Origin of the sequence: Paracoccus luteus, assembly GCF_004522155.1 — a bacterium.
GTDB lineage: Bacteria > Pseudomonadota > Alphaproteobacteria > Rhodobacterales > Rhodobacteraceae > Paracoccus > Paracoccus luteus.
In genome coordinates, this window is sequence record NZ_SDEA01000007.1 from 140,357 (window position 1) to 153,152 (window position 12,796).

A 12,796-nucleotide genomic window follows, 5' to 3' on the forward strand; every position below is an offset into this window, starting at 1 on the left:
GATCAGGCGGCCCGGCTTGCGCGCACCGGCAGCACCCGCGCGATGTGCAGGGCAAGTGGACGGCTGTCAAAGCGGCAGTTCGACAAGATGGCGTCGATCCCGATGCGCTGCGCCTCGTATCGGGTCTTGGCCGAGGACAGCCCCTGCACCGCCAGCACACCGCGGGCCGGCCCCCGACCCGCGGTGTCGCGCCCGGTGTCCTTCCCCAGCATGTCGGTCGAGGCCTCGGCATCCAGCAGGTCGTCATAGCACTGGAACGCACGGCCCAGGGCCCGGCCCAGCAGCGCAAGACTTGTCCGGTCGGCCTCGTTCAGCCGCTGGATCAGGCCCAGCATCTGGAACCCTGCGGCGAACAGGGCGCCCGTCTTCAGATCCTGTTCACGCTCGATCCCGGCCGCGTCCTTGGGCGCGTGAAGGTCCAGATCCTGCCCGGCGCTCAGGCCAGCGGGGCCGATTGCGCGGGCCAGCATGGCGACCAGACCGGCGCGCGTGGCCGCGTCGGTGTCGCGGGCGGTGGACAGCAGCCGCATCGCCTCGGTCACCAGCGCGATCCCCGCCAGGATCGCCCGGCTTTCGCCATGAACCCGGTGCGTCGTCGGCCGCCCCCGCCTTGCCTGCGCGTCGTCCATGCAGGGCAGGTCGTCGAACACCAGCGACGCGGTATGGACCAGTTCCACCGCGCAGGCGGCATCGACCAGACCCGGCCCGACATCGCCGGTGGCCTGCCCGGCGATCAGCAGCAGCATCGCGCGGAACCGCTTGCCGGGCGCCAGCGCAGCGTCGGTCATCGCCCGCCCCAGCGCGGGAGAGGCCGCGCCGAAGCCCGCGGCGATCCCGGCCAATCGCGTGTCAACGACGGCCCGCCAGTCGCAGGGTTCGGTCGAGTCTCGCATGCAAACCTCACCCATCTGGCACCGCATTCTTTACATGTGACACACGATCCAGAATATGACGCAACAGGAAATCGGCGGAAAGCCGCAACCATGTCCTTGGGCAAAGACCCGTGCGGGCAGGATCGGAAAGCCGCTGCCGTTGGCGTCCTGTGCCGCCCCCTTGCGTGCCCGCAACCCCGGCGGCAGCGCGGCGATGCCGAGGATCAGCCGGAAACCACGGATCAGGACGCCGTCCCGCCGATCACGCCCGCGCCCGTGGTGTGGATCTCGCCCGCGCGCTTGCCCTTCGGCACGAAGTCGCCTTCAGCCCGGCCCAGGGCGGGGCCGCGGCCTTGCAGTCGGACGCGCCGACAGCCTAGGGATCGCCGCGCGGCGCGACTTGCAGGCCGGACGACGCTGCCGTCCTCAGGCCGGGCGCCTTGACCGGCTTCGCCGTTCCCGTCTAGATTGTATAGATTTGTAGATAACAACCATTGGACGAACCCGCCGCGATGCTGCATTCCCGCAGGTCACTGGCACCCGACGCCCCCCCGTCCGCATTCAGGAGATCCGGATGCAAGTCCTGACCCCGCAGCAATATGCCCAACGCCTGATGACCAGTTCGTATTCGGACGGCGTGACCCGGACCATGCAGCCCGGCGCAAACGGGATCACCGTCAACCTCACGGACCTGACGGCGCAGGAAAAGGCGCTGGCCCGCGCTGCCCTGGTCGAGGTTTCGGCGATGACCGGCCTGCGCTTTGCCGAGACGACCGGGACCGCCCAGATACGCTATCTGAACGATGGCAGCGGGGCGCAGACCCAGACCTCTGCCCGCGGCACCACGATCACCGGCGCCACCGTCCGCATCGCGTCCGACCGGGTCGATCCGGGCGACAGCTATGGCAGCTTTGCGTCCCGCACCTATATGCACGAGACGCTGCACGCGCTGGGACTGGGGCACCCGCAGGATTACGGCCGCGTCCAGGATTACGCCCAGTCGTCGATCGCCAACGACAGCTGGCAGATCAGCCTGATGTCCTATTTCGACCAGAACGAGAATAGCCGCGTCGACGCCAGCAAGGCCTATCACCTGACGCCGATGCTGGCCGACTATCTTGCGCTGCGGCAGATGTATGACGCGCCGGACATGCATCTCGGCAACACGACCTATGGCGTCGGCTCGAACGCGGGCGGGGCGCTGGACCGGGCCGCCCAGATCGGCGGCGGCGCCACATTCCTGATCGCCGATCACGGCGGGATCGACCACGTCAACTTTGCAGGCTTCGCGGCGTCGCAGCGCATCGACCTGACCGGCGGCGCGATCTCCAGCGTCATGGGCGCGACCGGGAACATGCAGATCGTCAGCGGCACGGTGATCGAACACGCGACCGGCGGTGGCGGCAACGACACGATCCTGGGCAACGCCGCCGGCAACCGTCTTGCGGGCGGCAACGGCAACGATGCCATCCACGGCCGCCACGGCGCCGACACCATCCAGGGCGGGGATGGCAACGACATCCTGGCCGGCGACGAGGGTGACGACCATCTTTATGGCGGCGGGGGCAACGACCAGCTGCGCGGAGGGGCGGGCAACGACCGGCTGCACGACGGCGCGGGGGCCAACCTGCTGGACGCCGGCGCCGGCAACGACGCGGTTCACGGCGGCACCGGCGACGACCGCATCCTTGGCGGGGCGGGGTTCGACTCGCTGTGGGGCGGGCTGGGCGTGGACCGCATCAACGGCGGCGACGACGCCGACCAGTTGCAGGGGCAGGCCGGGGCCGACACGCTGTGGGGCGACGGCGGAAACGACCTGCTGGTCGGCGGCGACGGCAACGACTGGCTGGTCGGCGGGGCCGGAAACGACACCCTGCTGGCCGATTCGGGGGCGGACGTGCTGGATGGCGGGACGGGCGACGACCTGCTGCGCGGGGGCGCGGGGCGCGACAGGTTCGTGTTCAACGACGGCGCGGACACCGTCCGCTGGTTCGACCAGACGGCCGACGTGATCGACCTGCGCAGCTTTGCCGGTCTGGACAGCTGGGCCGACGTGCGCGCCCATCTGGCTGGGTCGGGCGGCAACGTCGTGTTCCGAATGGGCGACGACGTCCTGACCATCGAGGGCAAGCACCTGGCGGCGCTGGGATCGGACGATTTCCTCTGGTGATTCATCCCGGCCGGACCCGCGCCCGGCGGTTCCGCGTTGGGCCCTGAACGCAGGACAGGGGATCGCCATGCGCATCAGGGACATCGCCGGCTATGTCACCGGGGGCGCGCCCGCGCCGCGCAGGGGGTCCGAAAGCCCGCGCCTGGACGAGGCCGAGTTCAAGCGGCGGTTCCGCGACCAGTTCCAGGATCCGGCCTTCGACGCGCTGGCCGTGGAACTGGACCGGATCGCCGACGCCGCCTGGGACGGCTATGCGCATGAACGCAAAAGCCCCCGGACCCGCAAGGCCGGTCCCGGCCATGCCGACCCCGACTATGACCTTGCCGTGGACTGGATCGCCGCCCGCGAGGCCATCGACGCCGCGCAAGCCCGCCACGACGACCCGGACGGCCCGCTGCGCGTGCTGCTGATCAACGGATCGGGCCGGTCGGAACATACCTGCCCGGGCGAGGTGTCGAAATCGTGGCGGCTGGCCCAGCTGGCACGCGAGGTGCTGGAGGAGGCGGGCGGCTTTGACGTCGCGTTCCTCGACCTGTCGCGCCTGGCGTCCGAATACGGGCGCAAGATCCATCCCTGCAAGGCGTGCTTCTCGACCGCCGCGGCGCTGTGCCACTGGCCCTGCTCGTGCTATCCGAACCATTCGCTGGGCCAGACCCAGGACATGATGAACGACATCTTTCCGATGTGGGTTCAGGCGCATGGGGTGATGATCGTGACACCGGTCAACTGGTTCAGCCCCACCTCGGGGCTGAAGCTGATGATGGACCGTCTGGTCTGCGCCGACGGCGGCAACCCCGACCCGACGCTGACCCACGGCAAGGACGCGCAGGCCGCCAAGCGCGAGGAGCTGAAGGGCTGGGCCTATCCGCGCCACCTCAAGGGGCGGCTGTTTTCCGTGGTCGTTCACGGCGACGCCGAGGGGGCCGAGAATGTGCGCCGCAGCCTGACCGACTGGATGCGGTCGATCCAGATGGAAAGCGCCGGGGCCGAGGCCGAGCTGGACCGCTATATCGGTTATTTCAAGCCCTATGCGACCAGCCACCAGGAGCTGGACCGCGACAGCGCGGTCCAGGACGAGGTGCGCAACGCCGCGCGCACCCTGTGCCAGGCGCTGCGCATCCGGCGCGCGGGCCGGCTGCAGCCGACCGGCGTGGGGCTGGAGGGGCCGCGCGACAAGTAGGCGCGCGGGCGCGGTCCCACGACCGGGGCCGCGACCACCGGCGACCGGCGTGCGCCCCCGTTCCCAGCCGAAGGTCGGACCCCCTGCCCCGCCGCGCGGGGTTCCGTTCCGGCACGATACGCGGCAGATGGGCGGTCGAACGCACAAGGGACGGGCCGCGGATGAGGGTGGAACTGCTGCGCGGGCTGCTGCCCGCCATGCCGGCGCCTTCGGGGCGCGAGATGATGCGCGCGGCCGCAGGCGGCGCGGCGGGGCTGGCGCTGGCGGCGGCGGTCATGCTGCTGGCCGGGCTGGACCCGGTGCTGCTGGCGCCGATGGGGGCGACCGCGGTGCTGGCCTTCGCCGTGCCGAACAGCCCGCTGGCGCAGCCGTGGTCGGCCATCGCGGGCTGTCTGGTGTCGGCGCTTGCGGCGGTCCCTGCCGCCATGTTCCTGCCCGCGCCGTGGTCGGCGGCCGTCGCGGCGGGGCTGGCCATCGCCGTCATGATCGCGGTGCGCGCGCTGCATCCCCCCGGCGGGGCGGCGGCACTGCTGACGGCGCTGGCAGCCGATCCGGCGCAGCCCTTTGCGCTGATCGCGCCGCTGATGCTGGGCACCACGATACTGGTCGCGGGCGCGGTGATCTGGAACCGGCTGACCGGCCGGGTCTATCCGCTGCGCCAGACGGCGGCCGCGGGCATCGCCACGCCGCAGATCAGCCTGTCGCGGGCCGAACTGGACGGGCTGCTGGTGCGGTTCCGGCAGGGCGCGAACCTGGGCGCGGCGGACCTCGGCCGGCTGCTGGCCGCGGCCGAGGCCGAGGCCGCCCACCACCGTTTCGACGGCACCACCTGCGGCGACATCATGACCCGGCCGCTGATCTCGGTCGGCCCCGACGCCCACATGACCGAGATCGCGGACCTGTTCGCCCGCCACGCGATCAAAAGCGTGCCGGTCGTCAACGCCGCGGGCGGGCTGGCGGGGATCATCCAGCAGGGCGATCTGGTGCGCGCGCTGATGTCCGCGCCGACGCTGCGCCGGCGGCTGACGGCGGCGCGGATCATGCGGACGGGCGGGCCGCAGGTGCAGGCCGACCTGCCGGTCGGCGCGCTGCTGGAATGGCTGGCCGTGCAGGGGCCGCAGGTCGTCCCGGTGATGGAAGGCGCGCGCGTCGCGGGCGTCATCACGCGGTCCGACGTCATCAACCTGCTGCTGCGCGAGGCGCGGGCGCGGGCCGGGCTGTAACGCTCAGCCCCCGCGCACCACCTGCAGCAGCGGCATCAGGTCGGCCATCTCGGGGCCGTGGTCCATGCCGGTCAGCGCCTTGCGCAGCGGCATGAACAGACCCTTGCCCTTGCGCCCGGTGGCCGCCTTGACCGCGCCCGTCCATTCGCCCCAGCTTGCCGCCGTCCACGGGCGCGGCGGCAGCAGCGCCAGCGCCTGCGCCACGAACTCGGCATCCTCGGGGGCGACCACAGCGTCCGCGCCGTCGCGCATCAGCGCCCACCACGGGTCAAGGTCGTCCAGCCGGGTGATGTTGTGGCGCGCGACCTCCCAGAACGGCCGCGCCAGATCCTGCGGCACGCCCAGCGCCGCGATGCGGTCCGCCACCGCGTCGAACGGCAGGTTCTGGTTGCGCTCTCGGGTCAGGGGCCACAGGTCATCCGCGTCGAACTTGGTGGGCGAGGCGCCGAACTGCGACAGCTCGAACCCCTCGGCCAGCTCGTCGAGGCTCATCCGCAGCGTCACCGGCTGGTTCGACCCCAGCCGCGCCATCAGCGACAGCAGCGCCTGAGGCGCGACGCCCTGTTCGCGCAGGTCGCGCAGGCTGAGCGTGCCCAGCCGCTTGGACAGCTCCTCGCCCTGCGGACCGGTCAGCAGGCTGTGGTGGGCAAAGCGCGGCGGGGTGCCGCCCAGCGCCTTGATGATCTGGATCTGCGTCGCCGTGTTGGTCACATGGTCCGCGCCGCGCACGATGTCGGTCACGCCCATGTCCACGTCATCGACCGACGACGCGAAGGTATACAGCACCTGCCCGTCCGCGCGGATCAGCACCGGGTCGCTGACGGACGCCGCGTCGATCGACACGTCGCCGATGATGCCGTCGGGCCATTCGATCCGTTCCTGGTCCAGCCGGAACCGCCAGTAGCCCTCGCGCCCCTCGGCGCGCAGGCGGGCGCGGTCGTCGTCCGACAGGTTCAGCCCGACGCGGTCATAGACCGGCGGCTTCCCCATGTTCAGCTGCTTTTTCCGCTTCAGGTCCAGCTCGGTCGGTGTCTCGAACACCTCGTAAAGCCGCCCCGCGCCGCGCAGTTGGTCCGCGGCCTCGGCATAGCGGTCCAGCCGGTCGGACTGGCGTTCCACCCGGTCCCAGGTCAGGCCCAGCCATTCCAGGTCGCGCCGGATGCCGTCGGCGTATTCCTGCTTCGACCGCTCGCGGTCGGTGTCGTCCAGCCGCAGGATGAACGTGCCGCCGGCCTTGCGGGCGATCAGCCAGTTCATCAGCGCCGTGCGCAGGTTGCCGACATGGATATGCCCCGTGGGCGAGGGCGCGAAACGGGTCGTGGTCATCGGCGGCTCCTTGGTCGGCCCGCTCTTTCACAGGCGGGGGTTTTTGTCCATATCGGCCCCAGCCACAGGAGAGGCGGCCATGACCGACTGGACGGAACGAAACGCGCCCGACAGCGCCACGATCGAGGCGATGGCCCGCGAGGTCTTTGCCGCCCTGCCCGCCCAATTCGCCGGCCACGCGCAGGACGTGATCCTGCGGGTCGAGGATGTCGCCGGCGACGACGTGCTGGACGAACTGCAGATCGACGACCCGCTGGAACTGACCGGGCTTTACGACGGCATCCCCCTGACCGAAAAATCGCCCAGCGAGCCGCAGCATTTCCCCGACACCGTCTGGCTGTTCCGCCGCGCCATCCTGGACGAATGGGCCGAACGCGGCGACGTCACGCTGGGGGCGCTGGTCAGCCATGTCGTCGTGCACGAACTGGCGCATCATTTCGGCTGGTCGGACGACGACATCGCCCGGATCGACCGCTGGTGGGAATGACGCGCATGGCGGGCACGGGGCAGGCGCCGATCCTGACGGTCACGCTGAACCCGGCGCTGGACATCGCCACCGCCGTCGATTCCGTCGTCCCCGAGATCAAGCTGCGCTGCGACGCGCCGCAGGTCGATCCGGGCGGCGGCGGCATCAACGTCAGCCGCGCCATCGACCGCATGGGCGGGCGGTCCACCGCGCTGGTCGCCGTTGGGGGCGGCGCGGGCGCGCGGCTGGCCACGCTGCTGGCGCAGGCGGGGCTGACCGTGCTGCGGCTGGATGCGCCGGGCGAGACGCGCCATTCACTGTCCGTCACCGACCGCGGCACCGGCCAGCAGTTCCGCTTTGTCCTGCCCGGGCCGGAATGGGGCACGCTGGACGTGCGCGCGGCGCTGGACGCGCTGGCCGCCGCCGCGCCCCGCGACGGGCTGGTCGTGCTGTCGGGGTCGAACCCGCCGGGCGTCCCGCCCGAGTTCGCGGCAATGGCCGCGGCGCGGCTGACGCCGACCGGCAGCCGGCTGATCGTGGACACCTCGGGCAAGGCGCTGGCGTCGGTGGCGGCCGCGCAGGGCGCCCCGGTTGAACTGTTGCGCATGGACGACGCCGAGGCCGCGACCCTGTGCGGCGCCCCCCTGCCCACCCGCGCGGACACCGCCGATTTCGCAGCGCGGCTGGCGGCATCGGGGGCGGCCCGCACGGTCATCATCGCGCGCGGGCCCGACGGCAACATCATCGCCACGCCGGACGGGCGCTGGCATGTGGCGGCCCATGACGTGCCGGTCGCCAGCAAGGTCGGCGCGGGCGACAGCTTTGTCGCCGGCTATGCGCTGGGGATCGCCCGCGGCTGGCCGGTCGCGGACGCGATGGGGCTGGGGGCTGCCGCCGCCTCGGCCACGGTGATGACGCCCGCGACGGACCTGTGCCGCCCGGCGGACGTCGAACGCCTGTTTGCCGAACGCGAGGTCACGCCGATCTGATCGCGGCTCGCCCCCGCCACACATCCCCGGCCCGCGCACCGGCCGCGCCACCCCTTGCGCCCCGGCAGCCTTCGCCCGCCGGCTGCGCGGGCAGGTGCGCAGGCCAAATCCGCTTGACCTTTGCAGGGGGGTCCGGTCAAAGCGGCGCGATATTGCATAGCCCCGGGGTCCACGGATGGACGACAACAATCGCAACCTGATCCTTGCCATGGTGCTGTCCGCACTGGTGATGATCGGGTGGTACGCCTTCTTCGCGCCCGAGCCGCCGGCCGTGGCGCCCGACGCCGTGACCCAGACCGCCCCCGGCACGACCGCCGCCACCCCCGCGCCCACGACGGCTGCGGCCCCCGCCGGCACCGCGGCCGCCCCCGCGCTGACCGGGGCGGCCGACGATCCGGTGCTGTCCGCGCCCCGCGTGGCGATCGAATCGCCCGCGCTGAAAGGTTCGATCTCGCTGGCGGGCGGGCGGGTCGATGACCTGCTGCTCAGCGGCTATCGCGAGACGCTGGACCCCAATTCGCCGTTCGTGCGGCTGCTGTCGCCCACCGCGCAGCCGCGCGTCGAGGCGACGGGCAGCCCCGTCGCACCCGGCGGCGATCCGGCGGTCGTGGTCCAGAAACCCTATTACGCCGTCTATGGCTGGATGCCCGGCCCCGGCGTCGATCCGGCGCTGGTCCCGAACCCGGCAACGCTGTGGTCGGTCGAAAGCGGCACCACGCTGTCGCCGGGCCAGCCCGTCACGCTGGCCTGGGACAACGGCGCGGGGCAGGTCTTCCGCCGCACGTTCGAACTGGACGACCACTTCCTGTTCACCGTCACGCAAAGCCTGGAAAACACCGCCGCCGCGCCGTTCTCGGCCGCGCCCTATGGCATCCTTGCGCGCCACGGCCAGCCCGACACCCAGAACTTTTTCGTCCTGCACGAGGGCGCGGTCGGCATGACCGACGGCGAGCTGATCGAGGCGAAATACAAGGACATCGCCGGCCTTGACCCGGTCGGCGCCGAAGGCCCCGCCGAGGTGACCGAGGTCGCGACCAACGGCTGGGTCGGGTTCACCGACAAATACTGGATGACGACGCTGGCCCCCGCGCCGGGGCAGCCCTTCACCTCGGTCGTGAAATACGCGCCGGGCGCCGACATCTATCAGGCGGAAACGCGGATGCCGATGCAGACCGTGGCCCCCGGCGCCAGCGTGTCGCAAAGCAGCTATCTGTTCGCCGGCGCCAAGGAGTGGGAGCAGATCAACCGCTATCAGGAACAGCAGGGCATCGACCGTTTCGTCGATTCCATCGACTGGGGCTGGTTCTATTTCCTGACCAAGCCAATCTTCCGCGTACTGCACTGGCTGCATGGCGTGATCGGCAACATGGGCTGGGCGATCATCGCGCTGACCTTCATCCTCAAGCTGCTGGTGTTCCCGCTGGCGCGCAAATCCTATGTCTCGATGGCGCGCATGCGCGAGATGCAGCCCCAGATGGAGGCGATCAAGGAGCGCACCGGCGACGACCGCGCCAAGTATCAGCAAGAGGTGATGGCCCTCTACAAGCGCGAAAAGGTCAACCCGGCGGCGGGCTGCCTGCCCATGCTGCTGCAAATCCCGATCTTCTTCGCGCTTTACAAGGTGATCTTCGTCACGCTGGAACTGCGCCACGCGCCGTGGCTTGGCTGGATCCGCGACCTGTCGGCCCCCGACCCGTCGTCGCTGCTGAACCTGTTCGGGCTGCTGCCCTTTGCCTCGCCCGCGCAGGGCACGATGCTGCACAGCTTTTCGCTGCCGGTCATGGCGATCATCCTGGGCATCACCATGTGGGTGCAGCAAAAGCTGAACCCCGCGCCCACCGACCCCGCGCAGAAGATGATCTTCGCGTGGATGCCGTGGATCTTCATGTTCATGCTGGGCGGATTCGCGTCGGGGCTGGTGCTGTACTGGATCACCAACAACGTCATCACCATCGTGCAGCAATACACGATCATGAAGATGCACGGCCATCCGCCCGACCTGTTCGGCAACATCCGGTCCAGCCTGCCCAAGCGCGGCGCGAAAAAGTGACGGCGCGGCTGGCCCGCATCTGCCGCTATCCGGTCAAGTCGATCGGCGGCGAGACGCTGGACAGCGTGACCCTGACCGCCGGGCAGCCCCTGCCCGGCGATCGCCGTTTCGCGGTGCTGCACGCCGACGCGGCCCACCACCTGCAAGGCGACGCGCTGCACCGCTGGCTGCCGAAATCGGCCTTTGTGCGCGGCGTGGCGGCAGCGCCCCTGCAGGCCGTGCGCGGCGGGTGGGAGGGCGACGCGCTGGCGCTGACCCACCCCGACCGCCCGCCCCTGCGGTTCGACCCGACAGGCGACGACGCGCCCCTGCTGGACTGGCTGGCGCCCTTGTGGGCCGACAGCGGCAAGGCCCCGGCCGCGCGGCTGGTCGAGGGGCCGCAGGCCCTGTCCGACGTCCAGCAGCCGTGGGTGTCGGTGCTGTCGCTGACCTCGCTGGCCGATCTTGAACGGCGGCTGGGCCGGCGGCTGGGCACCGACCGCTGGCGCGGGAACCTGTGGATCGACGGCTGGGACGCGCACGCCGAACACGACATGCGGCTGCACAAGGTCCGCATCGGCCCGGTGGTGCTGAAACTGACCGACCGGATCGGGCGCTGCGCCGCGACCAGCGCCGATACCGCGACCGGGCGGATCGACGGCGACATGCCCGCCGACCTGGACCGGCTGTTCTGGCACCGCGATTTTGGCATCTACGCGCAGGTGGAAACCGGCGGAACCATCCGCCCCGGCGACGAGGTAACGGTGCTTTGAAGGTCGCATTCCCCCCCGCCCCCGACCCCGACGAGGCGTCCGCCGAACGCGGCCGGCTGCTGTTCGCGGGGCCCGTCGATTTCGTCAAGGGCGTCGTCAACATGGACGGCCTGCCCCCCGCCGACCGCCCCGAGGTCTGTTTCGCCGGACGGTCGAACGTCGGCAAATCCAGCCTGATCAACGCGCTGACCGGGCGCAAGGGCATCGCGCGGGCGTCCAACACCCCCGGCCGCACGCAGGAAATCAACTATTTCGCGCTGGCCGACCACAGCTATCTGGTGGACCTGCCCGGCTATGGCTATGCGCAGGCCCCGGTCGCGGTGGTGGCGAAATGGCAGGCGCTGCTGAAACGCTATCTGGCGGGGCGGCCGACGCTGCGCCGGGCCTTCGCGCTGATCGACGCGCGCCACGGCGTCAAGCCGGTGGACCACGAGATCCTGACCCTGCTGGACCGGTCCGCCGTGCCGTTCCAGGTGGTCGTGACCAAGGCCGACAAGATCGGGGCGGCCGCCCTGTCCGAGACGCTGGCCCAGGTCGAGGCCGAGCTGCAACGCCACCCGGCGGCGTTCCCCGAACTGGTCGTCACCTCGTCCGAAAAGGGCCGCGGCATCGCCACGCTGCGGTCCATCATCGCGGGTCTGGGCGACGTCTAGAGGACGTCTAAGTCAGCTCCAGCAGGTCGCGATAGCGCCGCCACAGCAGCAGCAGACCGAACAGGAACAGCCCGACCGCGATCGACGCGACATACAGGATGTTGACGTAATCGGCCGGATAGACGCCATACACCCCGCGCCGCAACAGCCCGATCAGATGCACCAGCGGGTTCCACCACAGGACGTTCTGCGCCACGTTCGGCAGCGATTCATAGGTGAAGAACACCGCCGACATCAGGAACAGCGGCCGGTTCAGGATCGACCACGCCCGTTCCCACACGGGAAACCGCATGATCAGGAAACAGTTCATCGTGCCCACGCCCGCCGCCAGCAGGGCGATCAGCCCCAGCGCCTGCATGACGACGCCCACGTCCATCACCAGCGGCATGCGGAAGATCAGCGCGATGCCGCCCACGACCACGAAGAACACCACAAGATGCGTCGCCAGGTTCAGCAGCCACCGCGCGATCAGCGCATCGACAAAGGTGACGGCGGGATAGGCCAGCAACGGACGGGAATAGCGCAGCGACGCGGCCATCTTGTTGGCGATGTCGTTATACATCACGAACGGGATATAGCCCGTCGCATAGAACAGCGGAAAGTTGCTGCCGATCATCGGCTTGGCCGCGCCCAGCGCGCCCTGGAACACCACCGTCAGCAGCGCGATGCCCAGGATCGGGTCCAGCAGCGCCCAGGCGTATCCGCCGACGGACCGGCCATAGGTCGTCGAGATCTCGCGCAGCATCAGCGCCACCACGGTGCGGACCATGCGGAACCGCGGCCCGCGGGCGGGCTGGCCGGGACGCTGCGGGGCGGATGATGCGGGAACGGTCATGTCGGACATGTGATCGCTGAGGCTGGCCTTGGCGCCTGCGGCTCTGTATCAACGGCGATCAGGAAAAACCAGCGAAAGCGACGATGGTGAGCGACAGGCCCGACCCGGCAGCCCCCCGCCAGACTGCGGGACAGACGGGACCGGCGCAGCCGGCCGCCGCCTCTCCGTTCACCGCCGCGCCGCCGCGTCCGCTGGGCACGCCGGGCGGTCCCGCGATGCAGCCGGGCGCGCCGCAGCCCGCCGCGCCGCCCGCGAACGCGCCGGGGCCGGGCGCGGCAGC

The 12,796-nt window shown here is 70.6% G+C and carries 11 protein-coding genes and 1 pseudogene; 8 read left to right on the plus strand and 4 right to left on the minus strand.

The window, feature by feature from the left end; translation table 11 throughout:
- Positions 1-2 precede the first annotated feature (2 nt).
- Entirely contained in the window at positions 3-893 is an 891-nt protein-coding gene (locus tag EPA64_RS10615) for a polyprenyl synthetase family protein (RefSeq protein ID WP_167626650.1), read from the minus strand.
- Between the two features lie 553 nt (positions 894-1,446).
- On the opposite strand from EPA64_RS10615, the gene EPA64_RS10620 reads away from it, so the two are divergent.
- The 3 genes from EPA64_RS10620 (at position 1,447) to EPA64_RS10630 (ending at position 5,445) form a co-directional block, all read left to right on the plus strand.
- Positions 1,447-3,042: a M10 family metallopeptidase C-terminal domain-containing protein gene (locus tag EPA64_RS10620; RefSeq protein WP_134726327.1), complete on the plus strand. Its 1,596-nt coding sequence runs from the start codon at positions 1,447-1,449 to the stop codon at positions 3,040-3,042.
- A 67-nt stretch (positions 3,043-3,109) separates the two neighbouring features.
- Positions 3,110-4,222 carry a flavodoxin family protein gene (locus EPA64_RS10625; protein WP_134726328.1) on the plus strand — a complete coding sequence of 371 codons (1,113 nt, stop codon included), beginning with the start codon at positions 3,110-3,112 and terminating at the stop codon, positions 4,220-4,222.
- 161 nt (positions 4,223-4,383) lie between these two features.
- Entirely contained in the window at positions 4,384-5,445 is a 1,062-nt protein-coding gene (locus tag EPA64_RS10630; protein ID WP_134726329.1) for an HPP family protein, read from the plus strand.
- A 3-nt stretch (positions 5,446-5,448) separates the two neighbouring features.
- Here EPA64_RS10630 and gltX read toward each other — a convergent pair whose 3' ends face one another.
- Positions 5,449-6,771, minus strand: a complete 1,323-nt coding sequence (gltX, locus tag EPA64_RS10635) for a glutamate--tRNA ligase (RefSeq protein WP_134726330.1) — start codon at positions 6,769-6,771, stop codon at positions 5,449-5,451.
- A 79-nt stretch (positions 6,772-6,850) separates the two neighbouring features.
- Between gltX and EPA64_RS10640 the strand changes: the two genes are divergently transcribed.
- The 5 genes from EPA64_RS10640 (at position 6,851) to yihA (ending at position 11,681) form a co-directional block, all read left to right on the plus strand.
- Positions 6,851-7,258: a metallopeptidase family protein gene (locus EPA64_RS10640; protein ID WP_134726331.1), complete on the plus strand. Its 408-nt coding sequence runs from the start codon at positions 6,851-6,853 to the stop codon at positions 7,256-7,258.
- Positions 7,255-8,226: a 1-phosphofructokinase family hexose kinase gene (locus tag EPA64_RS10645; protein ID WP_246026717.1), complete on the plus strand. Its 972-nt coding sequence runs from the start codon at positions 7,255-7,257 to the stop codon at positions 8,224-8,226. The genes EPA64_RS10640 and EPA64_RS10645 overlap by 4 nt, the downstream gene beginning before the upstream one ends.
- Positions 8,227-8,401: 175 nt before the next feature.
- The gene (yidC, locus tag EPA64_RS10650; protein ID WP_134726332.1) at positions 8,402-10,276 is read left to right on the plus strand and encodes a membrane protein insertase YidC; all 1,875 of its coding nucleotides are present in this window, start codon (positions 8,402-8,404) and stop codon (positions 10,274-10,276) included.
- On the plus strand, positions 10,273-11,028 hold the full coding sequence (locus tag EPA64_RS10655) for an MOSC domain-containing protein (RefSeq protein WP_134726333.1): 756 nt from the start codon (positions 10,273-10,275) through the stop codon (positions 11,026-11,028). Before yidC ends, EPA64_RS10655 begins: the two co-directional genes overlap by 4 nt.
- A complete protein-coding gene (gene yihA, locus EPA64_RS10660) occupies positions 11,025-11,681 on the plus strand; it encodes a ribosome biogenesis GTP-binding protein YihA/YsxC (RefSeq protein WP_134726334.1) in 657 nt (218 codons plus the stop codon). The genes EPA64_RS10655 and yihA overlap by 4 nt, the downstream gene beginning before the upstream one ends.
- 7 nt (positions 11,682-11,688) lie before the next feature.
- On the opposite strand, the gene EPA64_RS10665 is transcribed toward yihA, so the two are convergent.
- Both EPA64_RS10665 and EPA64_RS16475 read right to left on the minus strand, forming a co-directional pair.
- Positions 11,689-12,516: an ABC transporter permease gene (locus EPA64_RS10665; protein WP_246026715.1), complete on the minus strand. Its 828-nt coding sequence runs from the start codon at positions 12,514-12,516 to the stop codon at positions 11,689-11,691.
- Between the two features lie 58 nt (positions 12,517-12,574).
- Positions 12,575-12,796, minus strand: a pseudogene (locus EPA64_RS16475) (hypothetical protein); the annotation flags it as partial.

Coding starts and splice junctions, on each gene's coding strand:
- EPA64_RS10615 (WP_167626650.1), bottom strand. CDS start 893: ATGCGAGACTCGACCGAACCCTGCGACTGGCGGGCCGTCGTTGACACG.
- EPA64_RS10620 (WP_134726327.1), top strand. CDS start 1,447: ATGCAAGTCCTGACCCCGCAGCAATATGCCCAACGCCTGATGACCAGT.
- EPA64_RS10625 (WP_134726328.1), top strand. CDS start 3,110: ATGCGCATCAGGGACATCGCCGGCTATGTCACCGGGGGCGCGCCCGCG.
- EPA64_RS10630 (WP_134726329.1), top strand. CDS start 4,384: ATGAGGGTGGAACTGCTGCGCGGGCTGCTGCCCGCCATGCCGGCGCCT.
- gltX (WP_134726330.1), bottom strand. CDS start 6,771: ATGACCACGACCCGTTTCGCGCCCTCGCCCACGGGGCATATCCATGTC.
- EPA64_RS10640 (WP_134726331.1), top strand. CDS start 6,851: ATGACCGACTGGACGGAACGAAACGCGCCCGACAGCGCCACGATCGAG.
- EPA64_RS10645 (WP_246026717.1), top strand. CDS start 7,255: ATGACGCGCATGGCGGGCACGGGGCAGGCGCCGATCCTGACGGTCACG.
- yidC (WP_134726332.1), top strand. CDS start 8,402: ATGGACGACAACAATCGCAACCTGATCCTTGCCATGGTGCTGTCCGCA.
- EPA64_RS10665 (WP_246026715.1), bottom strand. CDS start 12,516: ATGACCGTTCCCGCATCATCCGCCCCGCAGCGTCCCGGCCAGCCCGCC.